Below are 24,741 nucleotides of genomic sequence, written 5' to 3'. Positions count from 1 at the left end.
TGACGTAACCCCATCGTACCGAGGCGCTCGTTTTTGTGCAAAGACCAGATTATTCGTTTTACAGGAATTCTAACGGGAGACGATAACTCAATGAAACTTAAAAGGCAACCGATCAACGTGGTCGGCTGCATGATTCCAATCGCGGTAACTGGCAGTTTGCTGTTTTCTACACTCCTTACTTTATTTGTGGTACCGTCTCTTTATATGTTTCTGGCAAAATATAAACTAAGACGCAAACTAAAGAAAGAACTGCCTTCAGCTTAAGAGGAACAGCCCTCATAACGTGAGACAAATCAAAACACCTTCAAGAGAATCAAGCCATGTCGTAAGATATGAAGATAACCTTGGAGGTGTTTTTACGTTAGCAACGAGAGTGAGTTATCCTTAGAAATAAAGATGAAAGCTATTGAAATGAGATTGGCAAGAGTTTCGATAAGAGAGGTTATGGAGCAACTGGGAATAAAGAATAAGGCACAGCTACAAACATGAATGAGGTGGTATCGAAATGGCGAAGAACCAATGTTTTGATCCCTGTCTCACAAATGGGGGGGGGAGTCCCCAAATCAATAAATAGGGTGCTTTTTATTTGATGGAGGCTATGCCTGCAAATGGAGTTCGTTTATTACATTCGCTTCAGCCGCTCAAATCGTTTACAATACGTGTGCATACAACACTGGACGATAGGTTAATGTACATATGAGGAGTGGTGAAGTTGCGGAAGATATGGCAAATCTACTTAACAGACTGGAAAAATGTATTCAAAGTATCGACCGGGACTTTATTAGTCATTGGCATCATTCTTTTGCCTTCCGTCTACGCATGGGTGAATTTGAAAGCAATGTGGGACCCATATGCGAATACATCAGGTATTAAAATTGCAGTAACCAGCCAAGATCAGGGTGCTGAGGTAAATGGTAAAAAGATTAATATCGGCGACGAGGTTATACATAGCCTTCAAAATAACAAGAAGCTGGGTTGGACTTTTGTCAATGAAGCGGAAGCGCGAAAAGGGGTACTGAACGGTGATTATTATGCCAGCCTGCTGATCCCAAAAGATTTTTCAGAGAAAATTACGAGTGTGCTTACAGAAAATCCGCAGAAGCCGGAGATTGATTATGCTGTGAATGAAAAAATCAACGCGGTCGCTCCGAAAATTACTTCTTCAGGGGCAACCTCTCTGACAAACCAAATTAGCCAAAACTTTATTGAAACGGCCAGCCAGGCGGTTTTGACGAAATTAAAGGAAGCCGGAGTAAAGCTGGAAGAGGAGTTGCCGACGATTCGCAACATTGAAAATCGGGTGTTGGAGCTGAATAATCGGTTGCCTGATATCGATCGGTTGGGTAAGCAGGCATTAGAGCTGGAGCAGAATTTACCGAAAATTAAGGCTCAGGGCCAAAAGATCATTGCATTGAAGGAAAAAATTCCTGAAATCAACCGTGCTGGCGACCTGGTGCTTAAAATTGACAAAAACCTGCCTGAGCTGGACAAGGTGGCCGCAGTTATTTTGGATATACAAAAAAAACTGCCCGATATTCAAAAAGCCGGTGATCGAATTGTTGAGCTGGATCAGAATTTCAGTAAGGTAGAAAGTGCACTCGCTACCGCCTTGGAGGATACGCAAACGGCCCTTAAGGTCATTCATGCTGCCCGGACAGCACTGCCGGAAGTACAGAAAATAGCCGATACAGGCAAGGATTTTACAACTGGTATACTTGACTTTCTGGATAAAAACGAAGGTGCGCTTGATTCGATCGGAACCATAGTTAAAGAAGATTTACAGCTGGTGCAACAAATTGCGAATGAAGTTTCACAGATTACAGGCATCATTCGTGGTGTGGATTTTGATCCTAAAGCAGCACAAGCTGCGGCGAATCGGATTAGCGGTAGGCTCACGACTGCCGTAGGTGTGCTGGACCATATTTCTCAACTGCTGAACCGTGTGAACGGATATTTGCCTAGCCAGCCACTGAATTCACTTATTTCCCGGGTAAACGGGGTAGAGGATCGCTTCCGCCGATTGAATAGCACGGTCAATAGCATTGGGGATGCTATTCAGCGTGGTGAGAAGCCTGCCCAAAATCTGCTGGATGATGCTGACCGCCTTGCAGGAGAAATCAGTAGCGGAATTGACAGCATTTTGGACAATTATGATACGGAATATGCTCCTGCCATTCAAAAAGCGCTGGATCAAATCAAATCTGTTGCCCGCAATTCTGCCAATGTGTTGACCACAGCTCAAGAACAGCTCCCAAATATTGATAAGCTATTAAATGATGCACAGGCCGCAGCTGAATTCGGCCAGCAAGAGCTAACACGTCTCCAGCAGGACTTGCCACAATATCGCCAAAAGCTGCATGAAGCCGCTACGACGATTCAGGGACGTATGGACGAGTTTACGAATGCTGTGAACAAAGCAGCAGACTTTGTGAAGCACGATTTGCCAACGGTTAAAAGTAAAATTCATCAGGCGGCAGACTTTGTACGTAATGATTTGCCGAAAGCGGAACAACAGTTTGTTAAAATGGCGGATTTGATTGAAAACAAATTTCCTGAAGCTGAAAAAGCGGTACACCAGGTAGCCAATTTTGTCAGAACCGATCTTCCTGCTGCCGAGGATTCCATACGTCAGGCAGCAGACACGATCCGTAAGCTTAAGGGCGAAAATGCCCTCGGAAGAGCTATTGCGTTGCTTAAGGGAGATGTAAAAAAGGAAAGTGATTTCCTCGGTAGTCCGGTATCACTGAAGCAGGAGCGGATATACCCGATTCCTAACTATGGTTCTGCGATGTCACCTTTTTACACTACATTATCGATTTGGGTAGGTGCGATGCTGCTGGTCTCCATGTTCAGGGTAGATGTGGATGACCCGGAAGGTCAATATAAAAGCTACCAGGTGTATTTTGGACGGCTCATGACGTTTTCTACAATTGGTATTTTTCAGGCGCTGAGCGTATCTCTCGGTGATTTGTTCCTGTTGGGAACATATGTGGATGCCAAAGTAGCATTTGTACTCTCCTCTATGCTGATCAGTCTAGTGTTTACGGCCATGACCTATACTTTGGTTTCGGTGTTCGGCAATATCGGGAAGGGTCTGGCAGTCATCCTGCTGGTGCTCCAATTCTCCAGTTCAGGGGGCACATTTCCTATTGCGACGAGTACAGCTTTCTTTCAGACCCTGAATCCGTTCGTACCGTTCACCTATGCGGTTAGTCTACTACGGGAAACGGTAGGAGGAATGTTGCCTTCAACGGTAACACGAGATGTAGTGATGCTGTTTGTGTTTATCGGAATTTGCTTCTTGTTTGGATTAGTACTTAAGAAGCCGCTCAGCAAGCATACGAAGAAAATGGCAGAGCGAGCGAAAGAAACAAAATTAATTCCTTGATTGTTAAAAAGAGAGTGAGTTACGGTGGCTGAGGTGAGCGGCTCCGCCGTAAAGTCACTTTCTTAACATTCGGCGTGTAGTATGTAGGGGTGGCCTCCGCATGTAATGCTTCGGCATGGTGCGGAGGCTTTTTTGCATGCGCTATCTACCTTTTCAAATGCATTTTGGGGTGTTTCAAAGGGGGTTATTCTGGTGAATAAAGCAGGTATGGTCTTTTTTTATGCAATTTTTCGGAATTTAAAAAAATCCTTAAGCAAAGGCGGGAGATAGTATGGAATATTCATACTTAGGAAAGTCAGGCTTGAAGGTTAGTCGGTTATGTCTAGGCACAATGAATTTCGGACCGGAAACTGAAGAAAAGGATGCTTTTAAAATTATGGATGCCGCGCTGGATGCGGGCATTAATTTCTTTGATACGGCTAATGTATATGGCCATGACCGTAAAGGCTGGACAGAAGAAATTATCGGACGATGGTTCCAACAGGGTGGTGGAAGACGCGAGAAGGTCGTATTGGCGACCAAGGTATATGGAGACATGAAAAATGAAAATGACGGACCCAATGCAGGGTCGGGCTTATCTGCATACAAAATTCGCCGTCATTTGGATGCGTCGCTGAAACGTCTGCAAACAGACCATATAGAGCTATATCAAATGCATCACATTGACCGCAACGTGTCATGGGATGAGCTATGGGGCGTATTCGAGTCCGTAGTGGATCGGGGACAAGTTGGCTATATCGGTTCCAGTAATTTTGCGGGTTGGCACATTGCGGTGGCGCAGGCCGAAGCGAAGGCACGGCGTTTTCTGGGACTGGTCTCGGAGCAGCATTTGTACAACCTGAACGAACGCTCAGCTGAGCTTGAAGTATTACCGGCAGCTCAAGAGCTGGGTCTGGGTGTGATTCCATGGAGTCCGTTGGCGGGCGGACTGCTGGGACGCAATGCATTAGCAGGTACTGGTTCCCGCAGCGCACGTGCCAAGGAAAAGGTAGAGCAGAATCGTGCGAAGCTGGAGCAATTTGCAGCGTTGTCCCGCGAGCTGGGCGAAAAGGAAGACGTGATTGCCCTGGCTTGGGTGCTATCTCATCCGGCCGTGACGGCTCCAATTATCGGACCACGTACATTAGAACAGTTAGAGGATGCGCTGCGGGTACCTGAGGTTAAATTAAGTGAAGATGTGCTTGCCAAGCTGGATGAGATTTTCCCGGGTCCGGGAAAACCTGCACCAGAAGCCTACGCTTGGTAATGGATTGATCATAAATCGGCAAAAAGCAGCAGATCAGAAGCCTCTTCAATGATCTGCTGCTTTTGCACTAAACGGAATCTGCCTTTTTAGATCGTATTTGCTGAACAGTCATTTTTTGATGTGATACATAGCTATGCAGACTCATACCAAGGATGACGATGAACATTCCCAGCCATGACCAAGCAGATGGGATGGGGATAGACAAAAAGATTAATTCCCCCATTAGTGCAAAAAGCACTTCCAGCGATTGTGTGGCTTCTACTGTGGCCAGCTTTTGCATATTTCCACGTACCTGATCTGTAGCTTTAAAAAATAAAACCGTAGCAATGACCCCTGAGAACACGGCCACCAGAGCAGACTGTATGGTCTGATCCTTGCTTGGCAATCCTGTGCTAAAAACCCCGTATAACGAAAGCAATAACCAAAAAGGCAGGCTGGCTATAGTCATTCCGAGCACACGTTGATAGGCATCTAACCGCCCCGCACAAACTTCCATCATTTTACGATTACCTAAAGGGTATGCGAAAGAAGCCAGTATAACAGGCAATATACCGTATAAAAAATCTTGAGTAGAAATAGATTGCGACTGTTCGACCTGCATCACAATAATTCCAATTAAAATAATCAGAGACATCAATAGTCCTTGGATAGGGATTTTTCCTCGCACTTTGACAGGTCCGTTCTCCGTATGGACAACCTCAGCAAATAAAGGAACAAGCAAAGAACCGGAAATAATGGTTATTTGCCAAGTTCCTGCGATCAACCAACCCGGTGAATATGCCGATGCGAAGCATAACGGAGCATAAAATAAACCAAATCCGATGAAGCTCCACCACAGCCACCTTCCCGGTTGTTCCTTCATAACTTTCCACAGAGGCTTAAGCTTATGCTGGGCCATGACAATGACAAACAGCATAGGAACCATAAACAGATAACGTAACGAAGCACTCCAGATCCAGCTTCCCCCAGACAGCTCCATAGACCGATTGAGAACAAATGTAAAAGCAAAAAAGAAAGCTGCAAACACACCTAACCAGATTGAGCGCATAGCATTCTCCTAATTCTTTAAGTGTCGTTATTTCTCATATTAATGACTCAAGATCATTCATTTCAAGAGTTTCTTTACAGTTGACAAAGCAAAAGGAATAATGTATATTTCTGAATGCTGATTTAATAGTAATAATTACGATTAAAAACAATAATAAACCAATATTAAAGGGAGTGCACCAGCAATGAATAAGAAACCAATCCCGGTAACCGTGTTGAGCGGGTATTTGGGTGCAGGAAAAACGACGATTCTGAATCATGTATTAAACAATCGAGACGGAATGAAAGTAGCAGTCATCGTTAATGACATGAGTGAAGTGAATATAGATGCCGAGCTGGTTAAAAAAGAGGGCGGCTTGTCCCGAACAGAAGAAAAACTGGTCGAGTTGTCTAATGGCTGTATTTGCTGTACATTGCGTGAAGATTTATTACTTGAGGTCAAGAAGCTGGCGGAACAAGGTGAGTTTGATTATATATTAATCGAATCTACAGGCATCAGTGAACCCGTACCCATCGCTCAAACCTTCACATACGCTGATGAAGGAACAGGCATTGATTTAGCTTCGCTGGCAAAACTGGATTGTATGGTGACTGTAGTCGATGCGAACCGTTTCTGGCATGACTTTGAATCAGGAGAAACGCTGCTGGATCGCAAGCAGGCTACTGGAGAAGATGACACACGTGATATCTCGGACTTGCTAATTGACCAGATTGAAACTTGTGATGTATTGATTCTGAATAAGTGCGATCTGGTTCAGCCCGCAGAGCTGGACAAGCTGGAGGGTGTGCTGCGGAGATTGCAGCCTGAAGCCCGAATCATTCGCACCTCCAAGGGAAAGGTCACGCCTACGGACATTTTAAATACGGGGCTGTTCAACTTTGACAAAGCTAGTCAATCCGCTGGATGGATTCGCGAGCTGGAGCTGGAAAGCCACACACCGGAGACGGACGAATATGGAATCAACTCCTTTGTTTATCGCCGCAGAAGACCGTTCCATCCTGCAAGATTGGCAGAATTTATGAGCTACTGGCCGGAGGAAATCGTTCGCGCCAAGGGTTTGGCCTGGATTGCAGCCCCCCAGGATTGGGCAGCGAGTATCAGCCAGGCAGGTCCATCTATTCAATTTGGTCCAGCGGGAAGCTGGCTTGCGGCGTTGCCAGAAGAAGAACAGCAGGAAATCGTCGCGGCCAACCCTGAGGTTCTGGACCATTGGGATGAGCAATGGGGAGACCGCTTGAACGAAATCGTTATGATCGGTATCGGAATGAATCGGCTGAACTTGGAAGAAGAGCTAGATGAATGTCTGCTGAACGATAGCGAAATGGAAATGGACTGGTCCAGCTTTGAGAATCCGTTGCCTTGGCCAACAGGAAGAAACTAGTTGATCCATTCAGTAATAAACTCCATACACTTTTTGGCGGCTGGAGCCAGGTTCTTTAAGGAGACAGTAGCGATACCAACGGAACGGAAATATGGTCCATCCAAGGGCAGAATACAAATTTCATAAGGGTTTTGAACTAAAATCATTTCGGGCAGGATACTTACGCCCAGGCCATTTTGCACCATAGCCATAATGGCATGATCATCTTCTAATTCATATTTGATTTTCGGAACAAGCTTATGATGGGAAAAAATTCTCTGTACATCTGTGTCACAGCCTGAAGCCGGCATAATGAAGGGCTCATGGAGAAGCTGATCCACACGTATGCTTGTTTGCTCCCGAAGCACATGATTAGATGGAAGTACGCACAGCATTCTTTCTTTTTTTAACGGTAATACTTCCAGTCCATCGAGAGTAGGCAAATTAACGAAGCCAAAATCAGCTTCTCCGCTGGCTATCCAATTTTCAATGTCATGGTAGTTCCCGTCAAGCAACTTTAGTTCAATAAATGGAAACTGCTCGTTAAACTTTTGGATAATCCCAGGCAACCAATGGATGGATACACTTGAGAATGTGCCTATCTTTACAGTTCCGGTTTCCAATCCTTTGATGAGGGCGACCTCTTGATACAGCTTTTCATTCATTTGTATGATTTCTCTGAAATGCTTCATCAGACGTTCTCCGTTGCTGGTCAATTGGATGCCTGAACGTCCTCTAATTAAAAGAGTCAGGCCCAATTCCTGCTCCAAAGCGGAAACGGCATGGCTAATAGCGGATTGTGTAAGATTGAGAAGTTCTCCTGCTTTGGTAAAGCTTCCTGCTTCTATTACGCTAAGAAAGACCTTATATTTAAACAAATTCATATGTCCTCCAACTTAGAATGAAATATATTCATACATAGTATCATATATATTCATTTTTTTTATCTCAGCTTTGTGGTTATAATCGAACTTGAGAAAAATGCCGATTAATCATTAATTTCTGGGAGGTACCTATGAGTTCAATTGCAAAGACACCACAGCCCCCCTATTATGCAGCTATTTTTACTTCTGAACGTTCGGAAGGGGATGGTGGATACGGAAAGATGGGGGACAAAATGGTGGAACTGGCTGCCAAGCAACCTGGCTTTCTAGGTGTGGAAAGTGTTCGTGACCAAAACGGAGTGGGCATCACAGTGTCCTATTGGGAGTCCTTGGACGCTATAAAACATTGGAAGGATAACGAGCTGCACAAGGTAGCACAGGAGAAAGGGAAATCCGAGTGGTATACAGCATTCGGTTTAAGAGTGAGCAAGGTAGAACGAGATTATTTTTTTACAGTGTAAACATGAAATGCGCACTGGCTCTGTAATAACAAAAGGAGCGCCTTCCAAGCCATAAACGGCTGGTAGGACGCTCCTTTTTTTGTTCCTATGCTTATACTCTTACGGGCTATGTGTATATGCTCAGGAGTTAGATGTATTTACCGGCTTCATCTCCTGTATAGCTTCTTTCAAACTTTGTGAGCATTGTTCGTATAGTTGTTTTCTTTGCTGCTCACTGGAGCCAGATGCGAGCTTTTGCAGTTCAGTAGTGCACTGTTCTAATAGAGTCAGCACGGCTTGATTAGAGTCCTGTACCTTGGATTGTTGTACATTATCGCTATATTGGTCAATATATAGTTCTCCTTGTGTGTCCACCTGGGCAAAAAACACATCTTTGACCGTTAGACTCTTTTCCTTTAGCTTGGCATCCAGCCATTGCTGAGTAATCCCCATGTATGCCATTTGTTGCTCCATAAGTTGTCCATCCATAATGACTGCTGTAGGTTCCTTCTCCGGTAGCTGCAGCATATTCAGATCCTTAAGCGTCACAGGCTGCTTGTCTTTGGTTAACAGCACATTAACTTCGCCACTAGTTTCCATAAGAGCAAATTCTACATCAGCTACTTTGAATACATTCTTGCTTCGAAGCTGTTCCATGAGTTCATCCAGGGTGAGTCGCTCTTTTCTCAGATTATCCTCTAAAATTTTGCCGTCTTTGATTAGGACTGTCGTCTTTCCATCTGATAAATCCCTGACTTTCTTGCTTTTAATTTGCAAAAATTCAATGCCAAGTGTTGTCAGTACCCATACGGCTAACGATACAGTACCCAAGTACCAGGAGGATTCGCGTTCCAAAGGGATAGAAGCAGCCAAGTTACCGATGGTGATTCCAGTTATATATTCGAACAAGGAAAGCTGTGATACCTGACGTTTTCCGAGAATCTTGGTAATCACAAAAAGAATAACGATGGCTAATAACGTACGTAAAGCTACAATGGTCCATTCCTGCATTTGTCCAACCTCATTTCATTTCGCCATAAGGGCGCTACTATTCCAAGGATGTCCGCGCCAAGTCCCATTTAAACTCTAATCTACCCAAATTTAAATAACAGGCTGTCACCTATCCGATTCAATGCAATATAAAATTAAAATTTTCTATCGTTCAATTACCATTGTCTATTAGTCAAGCGATTGACGGAAAGGAGGGAGCAGGATACATTATAGATATAATTCATATTTAATCAATCGGGATTATAAACATTAAACTCGCGGAGGTATGTATATGTCATCCAAACCTAAAGTTGTAGTGTGGAGCAAAACCGGCTGTCATTTTTGTGGAGAGATAAAATCGTACCTAGAATCCCAAAATCAGCCGTATGAAAATATCCAAGTGGACGGTAATGATGCACTGCGTGATGTGTTGGAGACCAAATATGGTATCCGCTATGTTCCTGTCGTAGAGATAGGTGGAGATAACAAATATGAAGCACTTCTTAACCCGGATCTGGAAGAGCTGGGTAAAGTGCTGGAAAGTTATAATCAAGCGGTATAACAATTATATTCAAGAGAGGTGGAAGAGCCATGCCTAAGAATAGACAGATTAAATTGGGTGCGATAATTCACGGTGTTGGGGGAAGCATGACGACTTGGCGCCACCCTGATGTACCGGCGGATGCCAGTGTTAATTTTGAATTTTATAAAACGCAGGCGCAAAAGGCAGAGGAAGGGAAGTTTGATCTCGTATTTATCGCAGACGGTTTGTTTATTAACGAAAAATCCATTCCTCACTTTCTGAACCGTTTTGAGCCAATTACGATTTTGTCTGCTTTGGCTGGGGTGACGAAGCATATCGGACTGGTCGGCACATTGTCGACTTCCTATAGCGAACCGTTCACGGTAGCACGTCAGTTTTCTTCCATTGATCATATTAGTGGAGGTCGTGCAGGCTGGAATGTAGTGACTTCCCCGCTGGAAGGTTCTGCTCTTAACTTTAACAAAGGGGAGCATCCATCGCATCCACAGCGCTATAAAATTGCCGATGAATATTTGCAGGTGACCAAAGGACTGTGGGACTCGTGGGAAGAGGATGCGTTCGTTCGTGATAAGGAAGCCGGCGTATTCTTTGATCCCGACAAGCTGCATACACTGAACCACAAAGGTGAGTTTTTCTCTGTGCAGGGCCCGCTGAATATTGGACGATCCAAGCAGGGACAGCCGGTCATTTTCCAGGCGGGTTCCTCAGAAGATGGCAAAAACCTGGCTGCCAAGGAAGCGGATGCTGTATTTACAGGACATGAAACCTTGGGGGAAGCACAGCAGTTTTACCGTGATGTGAAGGAACGTGCGGTACGCTATGGCAGATCAGAAGAGGATATTGTCATTTTGCCAGGCATTTCGCCGATTATTGGCAGTACGCCAGAGGAAGCGGAACGCAAGTATGAGGAGATTACCAATCTAGTAACGATCGAGGCTGCGTTAAAATATTTGGGGCGTTTCTTCGATCATCATGATTTCTCACAATATCCGCTGGATGAGCCATTCCCTGAGCTTGAGGGTATTGGCAGTAATTCATTCCGCAGTGGTACAGATAAAATCAAACGAACAGCCAAAGAGCAGAATTTGACCCTGCGTGAGGTTGCATTACGTTCAGCTACGCCGAGAACCTCTTTTATTGGAACTGCTGAGCAGGTAGCGGATCGAGTGCAAGAGTGGTTTGAAGGAAAAGGCGCAGACGGATTCATTATCGGTTCCGACGTACCAACGGGCCTACATGATTTCGTAAATCTAGTTGTGCCTATTTTGCAGGAGCGCGGTATTTACCGTCAGGATTATGAATTTAGCACATTGCGTGAAAACCTGGGCGTACCGATTCCTGAGAATCGTTATACAGCAGCCAGATCCAAAGTGAAAGTTGACGCATAACAGAAGGAGGGAATGAGATGTCCAAGGTTGTCATCCTATCAGGCAGTCCATCTACACAATCCCGTTTGTACGGCCTGATTCACTATGCAACTGAGCAGTTACGGGAGGCTGGAGCAGAGGTTACATTACTGAATGTGGTCGACTTGCCAGCTGAGGATTTGATCAAAGCTAACTTTAATAGTCCCGACGTCACAGCATCGCTTGCGTTGCTTGCAGACGCAGATGCCGTCATTGTGGCTTCGCCAGTATATAAAGCCGCCTATTCAGGGCTATTGAAAATATTTCTGGATCTGGTTCCGCAGGAAGGTCTGAGAGAGAAGCCTGTCTTGCCTTTATTTATCGGCGGTACACTGGCCCATCTGCTGGTCATTGACTACGCCCTGAAGCCGGTGCTCAACGCGCTGGGGGGAAGACATATTCTTGGTGGGGTGTATGCGGTGGATCAGTGGGTCGAGCGCCTGCCGGGTGGAGCATATGGATTGTCCGAAGAGTTGGTTGTACGATTGGACCGTTCGGTTAAAGAACTAAATGAACTGTTAAAGTTATAGATATTTTCAATATTTCCATTGACAGGTCGTTCAGTGAGTTTTATGATACAAAAAACCAAGTTAACTCATTGGATAAATGTATATAAAACTTACTGGGGGACTTGCGTATGAATATCGAGAATATGGAAGCCTTTGTATACGTGAATCATTATGGAAGTTTTAATAAGGCGGCAGAAGCGTTGTTCTTGTCACAGCCCTCTGTCACAGCCCGGATTCAGACGCTGGAACGCGAGCTTGAGTGTAAGTTATTCGACCGTCAAAGCAAACAAACGATTCTAACGGAGGATGGACGAAAGTTCCTTCCTTATGCAGAGCAGATGCTCCAAGTGCTGCAAAAAGGGAAGCAAAAGCTTCAACAGCGCAAGAAAGCCCCTCAGCAAATTCGAATCGGCTGCACGATATCGGTGTCGAACTACATTATTCCTGAAATATTAAAGCAGCTTCGTGCTCGGTATCCGGAAATCAACTACAAAATTGTGACGGCTACGACGGATCAACTGGTACATAAGCTGTTGAACCGTGAGGTAGACATTAGTTTTGTCCGTAAAGTGATGCATCCGGCTATTCGTACGCTTGCCTTTTATGAAGACCCGATTTCCCTGTATGTATATGAAGGCCACCCGTTTACGAAGACAGGTAAGGCTAGCATACAGGATATCCAACGTGAAACACTGGTGTTTTTTGAGTGCGGATCATTAGATTGGATGAGGATTCATCGATCTTTTGAATCACTGGAGCAACCACCGGATATAGCTTTTCAGGTAGACAATGTGGTCACGGCCAAAAAGCTGGTATTGCAACAGGCGGGCATTGCCTTTTTGCCGGATGTCTGTGTGAACCGCGAAGTGAAGGATCAGAAGCTGTTCCGTATTCATGTTCCGGAGGTGGCTGGGGTATCTATGCAGATTAGCATAATCGCGACCAAAGAAGACTGCGCAGTGACCTCGGATTTTGCAGATGCACTGACAGAAGGCTTCAGGGAGGCCGTTTTGTTATAGAAAAGTTCTATAGGTTGGTGGATTGACGTATTGATTTCCAAGTGTTAAATTAATCACATCCTAAAACCAATTAAGTTTATAGGAATTATAAAATATCAAATGTTATAGCTACCATGTATGTCGCAAACTGCTGATATGCAAAGAGATGAGGGGGATTCATATGAAAAAGTGGTTTGCAATATTGTCTGTTATGGCAATCATTCTGGTGTTGGCAGGCTGCGGTTCCTCAGATGACACGTCTAGTGCGTCAGGTTCAAGCGGAGACGTGAAGAAAATTATCGTAGGCACAGGTACTCAATTTAAAAATGTATGCTTTATTGACGAAAATGGAAATTTAACAGGCTTTGATGTGGAGCTGATTAAGGAGCTGGACAAGCGCCTGCCTCAATACGAGTTTGAATTCAAAACGATGGATTTTGGAAATCTGCTGCTCAGTCTCGATGCCGGCAAGATTGATCTGGTATCGCATCAAATGGAGAAAAACCCGGAACGCGAAGCCAAGTATCTGTTCAACAAAAATCCGTATAGCATTTTTCTGAACAGAGTGGCTGTAGCGAAGGATAATAATAGCATTCATTCCATTGATGATTTAAAAGGGAAAAAGGTACTTACCAGTCCAACCAGTAATGCGGCGTATGTGCTGAAAGAGTATAACAAAACCCACGGGGATGCTCTGAATATCGTATATACGTCTGGTGCAGCCAATGATACGGTGCAACAAATTACGAGCGGCCGTATAGATGCGACCATTACGACAGACTTTGCGAACCGTTTTAACACCGATGAAAAAGGAGAAGTAGCTCTGAAAACCGTCGGTGATCCTTTGACTCAATCGGATGTGCTGTATGTACTGAACAAAAATGAGCAAGGATTGGCGGATGACCTGGACAAAGCCATTCAGGAAGTGAAGGACGACGGCACGTTGTCGAAGCTGAGCATCAAATGGCTTGGAGAGGACTTCACAAAGTCCCTGGAGGATGTGAAAAAAGAAGGTTCCAGCAGTAAGAAGTAAGGACAGACTTGGACATTTCAGCGGTCAGGGTACTTTATGTATTCTGACCGCTGATGTATAGAAAGGAGGCAGGCATATGAGCAGAGAGTTCAATATTGATTATGTTTTTAGCTTTATTCCGAAAATGCTGTCCTATTTGCACATCACCTTGTTTATTGTGGCAAGCTCGCTTGTGTTGGGACTGATCATTGGTCTGTTGGTTGCGCTGCCTCGCATGTATAACATTCCATTTCTCAAACGTGTTTCTCAGGTGTATGTTTCTTTTTTCCGTGGAACCCCTATTCTAATTCAATTGTTTCTGGTGTATTACGGCCTGCCAGAGTTACTAAAGCTGGTGGATATCAATTCCTCCAGGTGGGATGTGCTGTGGTTTGCTGTAGCGACCTATGCGCTCAACAGTGGAGCCTTTATTTCTGAAATTATCAGGTCTGGTGTAGGAGCTGTAGATCGGGGACAAATCGAGGCTGCACAGTCAGTCGGCATGTCAGGCTATCAGGCTTTTACACGTATCATCTTGCCACAAGCGCTGGCTGTGGTGGTTCCCGTATTTTCCAATCTGGTCATTGGTAATTTGAAGGATACTTCGCTGGCGTTTACCATCGGTGCGATGGAGATGACAGGAAAATCGCAAACATTAGGCTCGGCTACCCAGCATTTTGTTGAAACGTATATCGCATTGTCTCTTATCTATCTGGTGATCAGTCTGATTGTACAAAAATTATTCAAGGTGCTGGAAAATACGCTTCTCCGGCATGAGCATAGAGATTCAGTACAGAAAGAGCCCGCAAAACGAAAAGGTTTTGTGGTGCGTTACCTGAGAAGTCCTCGTCTGAGTAAGGGAGGTAAAGGCATATGAGTCTGGACTTTGGATTTGTATACACCGCCTTTTTAGGATTGTTCTCGGCGTTGCCCAACACTTTAATCATTACAGTGGTTTCCGTGCTGGCAGGGTTGGTCATTGGGATTATAACGGCGTTGGCACGTATTTATAACGTTCCTGTGTTGTCGCAAATCTCTCACGCTTACGTTACTTTTATCCGAGGTACACCGATGCTGATGCATCTGCTGCTTATTTATTTCAGTTTGCCCTTGTTGATTGATGCAGGAGCGAAGCATTTCGGTTGGTCACTGCAATCCAAAGACGTTCCTTATATGGTATTTGCACTCATTTCGTTCTCCATTACCAGTGGCGCCTATATGTCTGAGGTCGTCCGTTCCGGAATCCAGTCGGTCAACAAGGGCCAAATTGAGGCGGCTTATGCGGTTGGTATGACGACATGGCAAGTATTGAGACGCATCGTATTTCCACAGGCGTTTGTGGTGAGTTTGCCGAACCTGACGAATTCCGTTATTGGGATGCTGCACGGCTCTACCTTGGCCTTCACAGTTTCGGTCACAGAAATCCAGGCACAGGCTGAAATTCTAGCATCTACCAACTGGAAATATTTAGAGGTGTATATTGCGGCAGCACTGCTATTTTGGGGCTTGACGGTATTGATTGAGCGAATATCCGGCTTGGTGGAGAAAAAAATTAATGTGTTTAATGGAGGTCGAGCATCATGATCCGTCTGCAAAATATTACAAAGTCGTTCGGCAAACATGAAGTGCTCAAAGGCATTGATTTGACGGTAAACAAAGGCGAGGTCGTTGTTATCTTAGGACCAAGCGGTTCAGGAAAAACAACCTTGCTACGCTGCATTAATTATCTGGAAAAGCCGAATGACGGAGAAGTCAGCATTGGCGATTTTACCGTGAACTGCAAGCGACCTGCGAAGAAGGATGTCTTGGCCTTGCGTAAAAAGACGGCTATGGTGTTCCAGCAATATCATTTGTTCAAGCATAAAACCGCGCTGGAAAATGTCATGGAGGGACTTGTCGTTGTCCGTAAGGTTAAGCAAGAGGAAGCCAAAAAAATTAGTATTGAAGTGCTGGAAAAGGTTGGTCTCGGCGAAAAACTGAATCATTATCCGAGCCAGCTATCCGGTGGGCAGCAGCAGCGTGTCGGCATAGCGCGTGCTTTGGCGCTGAACCCAGAGGTGATTTTATTTGATGAGCCGACTTCGGCGCTGGACCCTGAACTGGTGGGTGAGGTGCTGTCGGTGATCCGCAAGATTGCGAAGGAAGGCATAACGATGATTGTCGTGACACATGAAATGGGCTTTGCGCGTGATGTTTCTAATCATGTGGTATTTATGGATGGCGGCCATATTATTGAGGAAGGCACACCGGACGCCATTTTTAACCACCCCAAAGAGGAGCGTACCCAACAATTTCTGAAGCGAATTACACCAGAATATAACTATTCCATTTGACGGGAGAGGGAGACATGAGCATAAAAATCGGAGTATTGGATCAAAGCCCTATACACGAGGGTGAAACGGCGGCACAGGCCCTTCGCAACACGATTAAGCTGGCGCAGCGTGTAGAAGAGCTGGGATTCACACGCTTTTGGGTATCAGAACATCATGATTCCGAGCAGGTTGCAGGCTCATCACCAGAGGTGCTTATTTCCCATCTATTAGCACGTACCGAGCGTATTACCATCGGGTCTGGCGGGGTAATGCTTCAGCATTACAGTCCATATAAAGTGGCTGAAAACTTTAATGTGCTAGCCTCTCTTGCACCGGGGCGTGTAGATTTGGGTATCGGACGTGCGCCAGGCGGGTTGCCGAAATCTACACAGGCGTTACAACGTAACGTGCATGATGCGCCTTCTCTTGAAGAGAAAATTGATGAAGTAAGCCGCTATATTCATAATATCCCGATTGAAGAAGGACCGCTGGCCGGATTACAGGCGAATCCGATTCCAGAAATCCCAGCAGAGATTTATGTTTTGGGTACAAGTACAGACAGCGCTGGAATTGCTGCGCGTTTGGGGTTGCCCTATGTTTTTTCGCAATTTATTAACAGTAGTGAGCAGGTTGCACTGGATTCATTCCGTACGTATCGGGAGTCTTTCGATTACAGTTATGGGCGTGAACCAAAGGCACTTTTTGCGCTATCGGTTATTGTGGCAGACACTTCCGAGGAAGCAGCGGAGTTGGCAGGTGAGCAGAAGCTGTACAAGATTCATCTGGCTAGTGGCAAAACGGCTACAGTGGGGGCGCTGGAAAGTGCAGAGGAATTCGGTAAGCAATCGGGTGAAAAATATACAATTGAAGTCACACAAGCACAAATTAACAAAGGAAATAAAGATGAAATTTATACTGCGCTGACGGAAATACAAGCGAAGTATCAGGCAGATGAGCTGATCGTGACGACAGGCATACGGGATATCGAAAAGCGTGTGCGCTCATTCGAGTTGTTGCATGAAGCTTTTGCCGGGTTGCCTGTGCAGTCCTAGATACTATTGACATAAAAATTGTAACCAATATGGATTCACGAAGGAGGAATAGGGATGAGTGGATCAACCGGGACGAAGGAGCAGGTTTTGGAGCAGAAATTGGTGGAGATTCGCCGTCATCTGCACCGTTATCCCGAGCTGTCTAACGAGGAGGTTGAAACTACCGCCTATATTCGCCGCCTGCTCAAAGAACAGGATATAACGATCTTGGATGTGCCGCTGCGTACCGGATTGGTAGCGGAAATCGGCGGACAGCAGGAAGGTCCAACGGTTGCGCTTCGTGCAGACATTGATGCACTGCCCATCCAGGAGGAGACGGGATTGCCCTATGCTTCGCTACATCCTGGCAAGATGCATGCCTGTGGGCATGATTTTCATACGGCATCCCTGTTAGGTGCAGCCGCATTGCTGAAGCAGCGGGAGCAAAAGCTGAAGGGGACGGTTCGACTGGTGTTCCAGCCAGCCGAGGAGAAAGCCAAAGGCGCTGCCCAAGTGCTGGACAGCGGTGCGCTGGCAGGGGTGCAGGCCATCTTCGGCCTGCATAACAAACCAGACCTGCCCGTAGGCACGGTCGGTATCAAAGAAGGATCGCTAATGGCAGCGGCAGACGGATTTTACATTGAGGTGGAGGGCTTGAGCACACATGCGGCAGTTCCGCATGCAGGGATTGACCCCATTGTGGTATCGTCGCATATCATTACGGCACTGCAATCGATTGTGAGCAGGAGCGTTAACCCGCTCGATAGCGCGGTCATCAGTGTCACGAAGCTGCACAGTGGCAATGCTTGGAACATCATCCCAGACCGCGCTCATTTGGACGGAACCATCCGCACATTTGACGAGAATGTTCGAGCCCAGGTGGCTGAACGCTTCGAGCAGGTCGTCAAGGGCGTAGCCGATGCTTTTGGCACGAAAGCGACAATTCGCTGGATCGAGGGTCCGCCACCTGTACTGAACGACGGTAAGTTGGCTGTAATCGCGGTGCAGGCGGCCGAAGCGGTTGGTCTGGAGGTCGTTCGTCCCATACTTTCCTCGGCAAGCGAGGACTTTGGATTTTATCAGAAGAACGTCCCAGGTGTGTTTGTCTTTGTCGGCACTGCGGGAAGCCAGGAATGGCATCATCCTGCCTTTGATCTGGACGAACGCGCGCTGCCGGGAACAGCGAAGCTGCTAGCTTCACTGGCTGAATCGGCGTTGAAATCCATAGAGTAGGAACACAACGCTACTCTATGGATGCTGATCCCCTCTCTATGAAGAGGGGATCTTTTTGTTTGACGGTATATTATTCCAATGATAATATAAAATTGTTATTTAATTCAAAATTGAGAGTGGGTGTAGGTGAGAGATAAACGTTTGTTATTTTGAATGTGCTCGTAAAAATAACAGGTACGGAGGTTGAAAAAATGCCGAAGAAAAAAGGAATGATCATGGCTTCTTTTTCATTGGTAATGGCTGCTTCTTTACTGGTTGGCGGAGCTAATGTCGGTTCAGCAGCCTCAGATTATGAAAGCACCTCGAATATAGAAATAACGAGTAATAGCTTGGCTGCCGCTGACTTACCTGCCAAATTTAAGCCTTCGGTAGAATGGGTTTGGAAGAATAGGATAGTCAAAGAAGGCTCGACCAACCGTAAAAATTTGATTTTTGATCAAATTTATGCGGGAAAAGGAACGATAAATTATGTAGTGCGCTGGCAATCCTCTAAAAATATCACTCTTCAGCAGCGTAAAGATATGGCTTCCATGCTAAGTCGCCAAATAAATAACTGGAATAAGCAGCTAAAAGGATATGACGGCTGGCCGTATGATTATATTACTGTAAAAATAGTAGGCTGGGCCGTTGCAAATCCGTCGCAGATTCTTAACAAACAATCGAATGAAATCGTTTACACGGATACGATTACCGATGACTTAAGTAAAACAGACCCCAATATTCCGGCAAAACTTCCGGTTGCTCCTAATGCACTGTCGAGATTTGAACATTTTATGGACCCTAACTATACGTATCCGGGGGGACTGGACAAGCGATTTGATATGTACTTATGGGGAACGTCTAATTTTCAGGGTGGAGCCGGTGGTGACTGGGGACAACGTATGCCTGATGATTATATCCTGAGCACCTTGAATTCGGATGAAGTTCAGATCACAGAGCATGAGATGGGGCATGGATTCGGCTTGCCTGATTTCTATGAAGAGCACGAGCGTCCACCTGGCGGGTTCCCTGTGCCTACGATTATGTGGGCCGGAAATTCTCCTAAAATTACAGAGTGGGATACCTGGATGTTGCGTTATACCTGGAGCCAGGTCAAGAAAGACACCTCTCGTTTTCCCACCCGTTAAATGAAAATGTATGTATTCAAAGGTTGTCTCCTGCGTTTTTTGGTGGGAGACAACCTTTTTTATTTTATAGATAAACAGTTTGACTCGGATGGGACTGACTTTGGCTTTGCATCAGTATTGCGCCTTCATTTTCGTATGAATGAATCACTAAGAATGAACGGATGTACGATAGTATGTATAATGGACATCAGATATGAAAGAAAAGAGGACAGAAAGCGATGAGTCACGACGTGAATGCTCCTTATGATGTACATGTAGCATATGGACCAGTGTTTGAGCTGCTCAGCAGCTTACACACTTTTATTTGTCGTAAAGCGTATAAGAAGACAGATTTAATAGCATCCAGATGGGCGGACCAAGTGCGTGGAATGCTGTCTCCGAGGCTGTCCGCATTACTGGAGTCCATGGAAATCAATGCAGACTGGAAAATTATTTATGGACTTGTATGTATGCTTTCTGATCAGGGGGGCGTTGAAGAGGTCGTGGATCGTTTGGAAAGCCAGTCTTTACAGGAACTAAAGCAACAGGCATCAGCCTATGGGATTCCGCTGTCTGACGACATGGAGAACCTCCGTAAACTTGCTTTGCAACTGCTATCCGGCTGGAACGAGGAGTATTTTCGTCACGTGGATACAAGTATCCTTAGCGGCCTGGAACTGGAAGCTGAATGCAGAAAACGGGAGGAGAACGCATATAGCTCTATGGAGCGGGTGGATCGTATAACTAATGGCTTCCGATTCGAGCCTTCCGCTGGACTGACGCAGGTGTTGCTGGTACCGCAATATCATTTTCAGCCGATGAATATTATTTATCGATTTGGGTCACTTTTGTTATGTCATTATTCCGCAGGAGTATATGTTCAGGAGGATGATTTTTTATCACCACAGGAATACCGAATGATTCGAAGTTTAGGGGAGAAGAGCAGGCTCAAGATTTTAAAATATTTGTACCAAAGCCAGTCCCCGCGAACCTTCATTGAGATTGTCCGTCATCTCAAGCTATCCAAGGGAATCACGCATGATCATATATTTAAGCTCCGTGCCGCTGGCTTTATTCATGCACATTTTGATGGCGAAACATTGCTTGGCTACAGTGCACGGCTTACGGCTGTGGATGAGATGCATGGGAGTATCCTTGGTTATATGGAGCGAAGGTAGGTCGCAATATTAATCATTGACAAAAATATTTATTTGTGCTATAATTTACAATTAATCCTATTGATATTATAATAAGATTCTCCTGGCCAGGGGAATCTTATTATTGTTTTTATAGGAGGATCAATGCATGAAGCCAAATGAGTCTAGTTTAACTTCCTTAATATCAGCTTTTGGCCGAGCATATCATAGTCAACATGACACACCCAAAATTTTTGATGATTTTATGGCTAAAGATTTAATTTCCCAAAATGAGTTTTCAGATATCAGAGAGAATATGATTAAAGGAATAGCGTTTTTCAATAAAGATATTGCGCAAAGGTTCCAAGATGATCCGGATGAAATTTTAAAATGGATTACACAAGTTCAACTTTCTCCAACGACCTTAGCACGTGCTGCATATTGTGAAAAAGTATTACTTAATGAAGTTAGGTTAGGATTACAGCAGTATGTCATACTAGGGGCCGGGTTAGATACGTTTTGTTTCCGACATCCAGAATTGAAAAATAGCTTAGAAATATTTGAAATGGATCATCCAGCAACACAGGAATCTAAAAAGAAAAGGTTAGCTCATGCAAATTTAAAAATACCGAGCAATTTTCATCTGGTTTCTATGGACTTTGCCCATCCATTTTCGTATTCCAATCTATTGGATGAAGGGTTTGCTAATAAAAAAACATTCTTTAGCCTTCTGGGTGTTTCTTATTATTTAACTAAGGAGGAAATTTCAAGATTAATAAATCATTTGTTTACCAAGGTCCCATCGGGGAGTTCGATCGTTTTTGACTATGCAGATGAAAACCTTTTTAAAGAGAAAGGCATGTCTAATCGAGTTGAAAATATGGTAAAAATGGCTTCAGTAAGTGGAGAACCCATGAAATCATGCTTTGCTTATGATGAAATTGAGGGAATGTTAGAAGCTTCAGATTTACTAATTTATGAACATCTATCCCCGGATACAATAAATAGCCTTTTCTTTGGTGAGAGGGCAGATTATTTGTCCGCATTCGAAACGATTCATTATATCCATGCTATAAAAAAATAATATAACAATAAATAAGAGACAGCCTCTCAATCTACTATTAGGGATTGAGAGGTTTTATTTATATTTGTACAAGAATTCGGATAGATATTGATGAGCAGAGTTTTTATATAAAAAAATGCAGTTCTCCCTTTACAGAACCCTAATAAATTCCTATAATGAGGTTTATCTTCTTAATCACAACTTGTTCTATCGGAATTTAATCATTTAACTCGGGGGGATTATGTTGAAAAAGGGTATTATTTTACTTAGCAGTCTACTTCTGGCGAGCTCTACCTTGCTGGCAGCTTGCTCTAACGGTGGATCGGAAAGCAACAACAATACTACTGCCCAAAATAATGGGGACACACAGACAACTGCTACAGCGCAGCCATTAACAAGTCTGGTAAAGGCTTCTGATATGTCCAAATTGCCGGAAGTGTCCAAAAAAAGAAACGACACCATTATTGTAGGCCTGACTGACCCGGCCGGAGTATTCACGCCGTATTTTAACCAAAGCGGCTATGACGGCAACGTCATTTCGCAGTTATGGACTCCGCTGGTTACGGTAGATGAGAAGGGACTTCCGCTGCCCAATCTGGCGAAGAGCTGGGATATTTCCAAGGATAATTTAACATATACGTTTCATCTGGTTCCCAATACCCAATTCAGCGATGGCTCACCTTTGACAGCAGAGGATGTCGCTTTTACCTGGACGTTAATCTATGACAAAGCCTATCCGGGCGATAGCCAAATTCGAAAGCTGAACATTAAAGGCGGCAAAGCCTATACGGAAGGCAAGGCACAACAAATTGATGGAATTAAGGTAATAGATCCACAGACTATTTCTGTGACATTGGAAAAGCCAAACGCGCTGGCTCTGACTATTCTCGGTGAATATGTATTGTCCAAAGCTTACTACGGCAAGGATTATAAGTTCGGACAGCTGGATTATTTTAAAAATTTGCATGGTAGCCCACTGGGGAATGGGGCATATAAGTTGGAAAAATTCATTCCAGGGCAAGAAGTTCGTCTGGAGGCAAACGATCACTTTTTTAAAGGCAAACCGAAAACGAAACACTTCATATATAAAACAGCGGAAGGCGATGCTTGGCAATTCATCGAAACAGGGGATACCGATTTTGCTTCCTTTACCGCAACGCAAGAAAATATCGACAAGCTGAAAGGACTCGGCTTTTTGAATATTTTGCCTTATACACCGAGCACCTATGGATATTTGCAAGTCAATCTGGAAAATGAAAAGCTGAAGGATAAAAAGGTTCGTCAAGCGTTGACCTATGGATTGGATCGCAAAAGCATTTATGTTGACGCAGCACAGGGAGCAGGGGCGGTCGCCAACATTCCAGCTTCTCCTATATTTTGGTCATACACGACCGATGGAATCAATCCATACAACTATGACCCGGAGCAAGCGAAAAAGCTGCTGGATGAAGCGGGCTGGGTAGAAGGCAGTGATGGCATTCGTGAGAAAAACGGCCAGAAGCTGACCATTCACTTGCTGACCTCCAAACGTCCAGAAACAGACACCTTTATCGCGCTTGCGGCTGAAAACTATAAAGCGATTGGCGTTGACTTGCAACCGGAAATCTTTGCAGACTTTAATGCAATGGTCGCCAAAGTGGAAGGTAAAGATTATGATCTCGCCGCCTTCTCGACAGCCATGCTGACAGACCCATCTGATGGAATCGAGCCGTTCGTCAATGGTGAAATCAAGGGATATAACAATCCGAAGCTCAAAGAGCTCTATGAAAAAGGTTTGGCTACGACGAATATGGAAGAGCGTAAGAAAATATATAAGGAATTATATGTACTGCTAAATGATGAACTACCCGTTATTTTCACCAACTACAAGAAGACTGTATATGCTTACAATGGTCGAATGGAACATGTAAAGGTCAGCCCATTCATTGGTTTGTCTGGTAATCTGTTCGAGTGGTCCCTTAAATAAGCCACCTTTGCGGGCCCCTTGTGAAGAACTTCAGGTTCGGATCAAGGGGTCCGCCAAATGGAGGACGCGTAATGAGTAGCCCGACCATGAATTGAAAGGAGTCTGTCATGAGCTCGTTTTTAACGAAAAGACTGACGTATATGATTATTATTTTGTTGGCCGCTTCGATGATGATTTTTTTTCTGTATGCCATGACACCGGGAGATTTCATTAGCGGTAATCTGAAGCTGTCGCCGGAGAGAAAAGCGGAGCTGAGGGAAATTTACGGGTTGAATAAGCCTATTTTTGAGCGCTACGGAAACTGGCTAGGCAATGCGCTGCATGGTAATTTCGGCTATTCGCTCGCTCAACAGAAACCGGTGCTAACCTTATTTAATGAATATATCTGGAATTCATTCTTGTTGGCCATTGTATCCACCTTCCTGACCTGGCTGATTGCAGTCATTATTGGTGTGGTTGCTGCTTACAAGCAGTATTCATGGTTCGATACGCTGGTCATGGTGGTGATTTTTGCCGCGATGTCTGTTCCCTCTTTTTTTATCGGACTGTATCTGATCAAAATTGCGGCGGTCGATTTGAAATGGCTGCCACCGGGCGGGATGCTCAATACGGGTAGTAACGCTACAGGCATGGAGTATGTGAAGGAGGTTCTCCAGCATATGACCTTGCCGGTGATCGTGATGACACTGCTGGGCGTGGGTTCGCTGACCCGTTACTTCCGCAGCAATATGATCGACGTGATCCAGCAGGATTATATCCGCACAGCTCGTGCAAAGGGCTTAAAGGAAAGAAAGGTGCTTTTTACACACGCATTGAGAAACGCACTATTGCCTGCCATTACGCTCGTTGGCTTTGAATTGCCTGCGCTGTTTGGCGGATCTCTGATTATTGAAAAGATTTTTAACTGGCCCGGGATCGGTCAGTTGTACATGCAGTCTTTTTCGCTTCGGGATTATCCGCTGCTGATGGGCTTTACGATGCTGATTGCCATATTGAGCGTGATCGGGACGCTGTTATCCGATATTTTGTATCGCATTGCTGACCCGCGTGTGAAAGTGTAAGAAGGAGG

23 protein-coding genes are annotated in these 24,741 nt (G+C 44.9%); 20 read left to right on the top strand and 3 right to left on the bottom strand.

Annotated features, from left to right (window positions below):
- The first annotated feature begins 90 nt into the window (after positions 1–90).
- The 3 genes from HFD99_RS22535 (at position 91) to HFD99_RS22525 (ending at position 4,634) form a co-directional block, all read left to right on the top strand.
- A complete protein-coding gene (locus HFD99_RS22535) occupies positions 91–264 on the top strand; it encodes a hypothetical protein (protein ID WP_155399767.1) in 174 nt (57 codons plus the stop codon).
- Positions 265–712: 448 nt separating this feature from the next.
- Positions 713–3,388 carry a YhgE/Pip domain-containing protein gene (locus HFD99_RS22530; RefSeq protein WP_123797132.1) on the top strand — a complete coding sequence of 892 codons (2,676 nt, stop codon included), beginning with the start codon at positions 713–715 and terminating at the stop codon, positions 3,386–3,388.
- Positions 3,389–3,659: 271 nt separating this feature from the next.
- Positions 3,660–4,634: an aldo/keto reductase gene (locus HFD99_RS22525; RefSeq protein WP_016821099.1), complete on the top strand. Its 975-nt coding sequence runs from the start codon at positions 3,660–3,662 to the stop codon at positions 4,632–4,634.
- A gap of 67 nt (positions 4,635–4,701) precedes the next feature.
- Here the strand turns inward: HFD99_RS22525 and HFD99_RS22520 are convergent, their stop codons facing one another.
- On the bottom strand, positions 4,702–5,682 hold the full coding sequence (locus HFD99_RS22520; protein WP_016821100.1) for a DMT family transporter: 981 nt from the start codon (positions 5,680–5,682) through the stop codon (positions 4,702–4,704).
- Positions 5,683–5,866: 184 nt separating this feature from the next.
- On the opposite strand from HFD99_RS22520, the gene HFD99_RS22515 reads away from it, so the two are divergent.
- Complete coding sequence (locus HFD99_RS22515) at positions 5,867–7,063, top strand: GTP-binding protein (protein WP_025364720.1); 1,197 nt, start codon at positions 5,867–5,869, stop codon at positions 7,061–7,063.
- Here HFD99_RS22515 and HFD99_RS22510 read toward each other — a convergent pair.
- On the bottom strand, positions 7,060–7,926 hold the full coding sequence (locus HFD99_RS22510; protein WP_016821102.1) for a LysR family transcriptional regulator: 867 nt from the start codon (positions 7,924–7,926) through the stop codon (positions 7,060–7,062). The two genes, HFD99_RS22515 and HFD99_RS22510, sit on opposite strands and share 4 nt — an antisense overlap.
- Before the next feature lie 131 nt (positions 7,927–8,057).
- Between HFD99_RS22510 and HFD99_RS22505 the strand changes: the two genes are divergently transcribed.
- A complete protein-coding gene (locus HFD99_RS22505; protein ID WP_016821103.1) occupies positions 8,058–8,387 on the top strand; it encodes an antibiotic biosynthesis monooxygenase family protein in 330 nt (109 codons plus the stop codon).
- 120 nt (positions 8,388–8,507) lie between these two features.
- Here HFD99_RS22505 and HFD99_RS22500 read toward each other — a convergent pair whose 3' ends face one another.
- Positions 8,508–9,377, bottom strand: coding sequence for a DUF421 domain-containing protein (locus HFD99_RS22500; protein WP_019687077.1), 870 nt, complete (start codon positions 9,375–9,377; stop codon positions 8,508–8,510).
- A gap of 271 nt (positions 9,378–9,648) precedes the next feature.
- Between HFD99_RS22500 and HFD99_RS22495 the strand changes: the two genes are divergently transcribed.
- The 15 genes from HFD99_RS22495 to HFD99_RS22425 all read left to right on the top strand — a co-directional run bounded on the left by HFD99_RS22495 (position 9,649) and on the right by HFD99_RS22425 (position 24,733).
- Positions 9,649–9,918, top strand: a complete 270-nt coding sequence (locus tag HFD99_RS22495; protein ID WP_013370895.1) for a glutaredoxin family protein — start codon at positions 9,649–9,651, stop codon at positions 9,916–9,918.
- A 29-nt stretch (positions 9,919–9,947) separates the two neighbouring features.
- Complete coding sequence (locus HFD99_RS22490) at positions 9,948–11,288, top strand: LLM class flavin-dependent oxidoreductase (RefSeq protein ID WP_025364722.1); 1,341 nt, start codon at positions 9,948–9,950, stop codon at positions 11,286–11,288.
- Between the two features lie 17 nt (positions 11,289–11,305).
- Positions 11,306–11,836 carry an NADPH-dependent FMN reductase gene (ssuE, locus tag HFD99_RS22485; RefSeq protein ID WP_016821107.1) on the top strand — a complete coding sequence of 177 codons (531 nt, stop codon included), beginning with the start codon at positions 11,306–11,308 and terminating at the stop codon, positions 11,834–11,836.
- 107 nt (positions 11,837–11,943) lie between these two features.
- A complete protein-coding gene (locus HFD99_RS22480) occupies positions 11,944–12,834 on the top strand; it encodes a LysR family transcriptional regulator (RefSeq protein ID WP_025364723.1) in 891 nt (296 codons plus the stop codon).
- A 160-nt stretch (positions 12,835–12,994) separates the two neighbouring features.
- Positions 12,995–13,846 (top strand): transporter substrate-binding domain-containing protein, encoded by an 852-nt coding sequence (locus HFD99_RS22475; protein ID WP_016821109.1) that lies wholly within the window; start codon positions 12,995–12,997, stop codon positions 13,844–13,846.
- 76 nt (positions 13,847–13,922) lie between these two features.
- The gene (locus tag HFD99_RS22470; protein ID WP_016821110.1) at positions 13,923–14,702 is read left to right on the top strand and encodes an amino acid ABC transporter permease; all 780 of its coding nucleotides are present in this window, start codon (positions 13,923–13,925) and stop codon (positions 14,700–14,702) included.
- The gene (locus HFD99_RS22465) at positions 14,699–15,409 is read left to right on the top strand and encodes an amino acid ABC transporter permease (RefSeq protein ID WP_016821111.1); all 711 of its coding nucleotides are present in this window, start codon (positions 14,699–14,701) and stop codon (positions 15,407–15,409) included. The genes HFD99_RS22470 and HFD99_RS22465 overlap by 4 nt, the downstream gene beginning before the upstream one ends.
- Complete coding sequence (locus tag HFD99_RS22460) at positions 15,406–16,158, top strand: amino acid ABC transporter ATP-binding protein (RefSeq protein ID WP_025364725.1); 753 nt, start codon at positions 15,406–15,408, stop codon at positions 16,156–16,158. The genes HFD99_RS22465 and HFD99_RS22460 overlap by 4 nt, the downstream gene beginning before the upstream one ends.
- A gap of 14 nt (positions 16,159–16,172) precedes the next feature.
- The gene (locus tag HFD99_RS22455; protein ID WP_031463394.1) at positions 16,173–17,189 is read left to right on the top strand and encodes an LLM class flavin-dependent oxidoreductase; all 1,017 of its coding nucleotides are present in this window, start codon (positions 16,173–16,175) and stop codon (positions 17,187–17,189) included.
- Positions 17,190–17,243: 54 nt separating this feature from the next.
- Positions 17,244–18,401: an amidohydrolase gene (locus HFD99_RS22450; RefSeq protein WP_167441006.1), complete on the top strand. Its 1,158-nt coding sequence runs from the start codon at positions 17,244–17,246 to the stop codon at positions 18,399–18,401.
- A gap of 191 nt (positions 18,402–18,592) precedes the next feature.
- On the top strand, positions 18,593–19,528 hold the full coding sequence (locus tag HFD99_RS22445) for a hypothetical protein (protein WP_031463396.1): 936 nt from the start codon (positions 18,593–18,595) through the stop codon (positions 19,526–19,528).
- Positions 19,529–19,746: 218 nt separating this feature from the next.
- Entirely contained in the window at positions 19,747–20,685 is a 939-nt protein-coding gene (locus HFD99_RS22440; protein ID WP_031463398.1) for an ArsR family transcriptional regulator, read from the top strand.
- A 127-nt stretch (positions 20,686–20,812) separates the two neighbouring features.
- Positions 20,813–21,727, top strand: a complete 915-nt coding sequence (locus tag HFD99_RS22435; protein WP_167441005.1) for a class I SAM-dependent methyltransferase — start codon at positions 20,813–20,815, stop codon at positions 21,725–21,727.
- A gap of 220 nt (positions 21,728–21,947) precedes the next feature.
- On the top strand, positions 21,948–23,672 hold the full coding sequence (locus HFD99_RS22430; RefSeq protein ID WP_017428377.1) for an ABC transporter substrate-binding protein: 1,725 nt from the start codon (positions 21,948–21,950) through the stop codon (positions 23,670–23,672).
- A gap of 107 nt (positions 23,673–23,779) precedes the next feature.
- Entirely contained in the window at positions 23,780–24,733 is a 954-nt protein-coding gene (locus tag HFD99_RS22425) for an ABC transporter permease (protein WP_167441004.1), read from the top strand.
- Positions 24,734–24,741: the final 8 nt, after the last annotated feature.

The organism is Paenibacillus sp. EKM301P, assembly GCF_011800295.1.
GTDB lineage: Bacteria > Bacillota > Bacilli > Paenibacillales > Paenibacillaceae > Paenibacillus > Paenibacillus polymyxa.
This window is presented reverse-complemented; position numbering and strand designations above follow the sequence as displayed.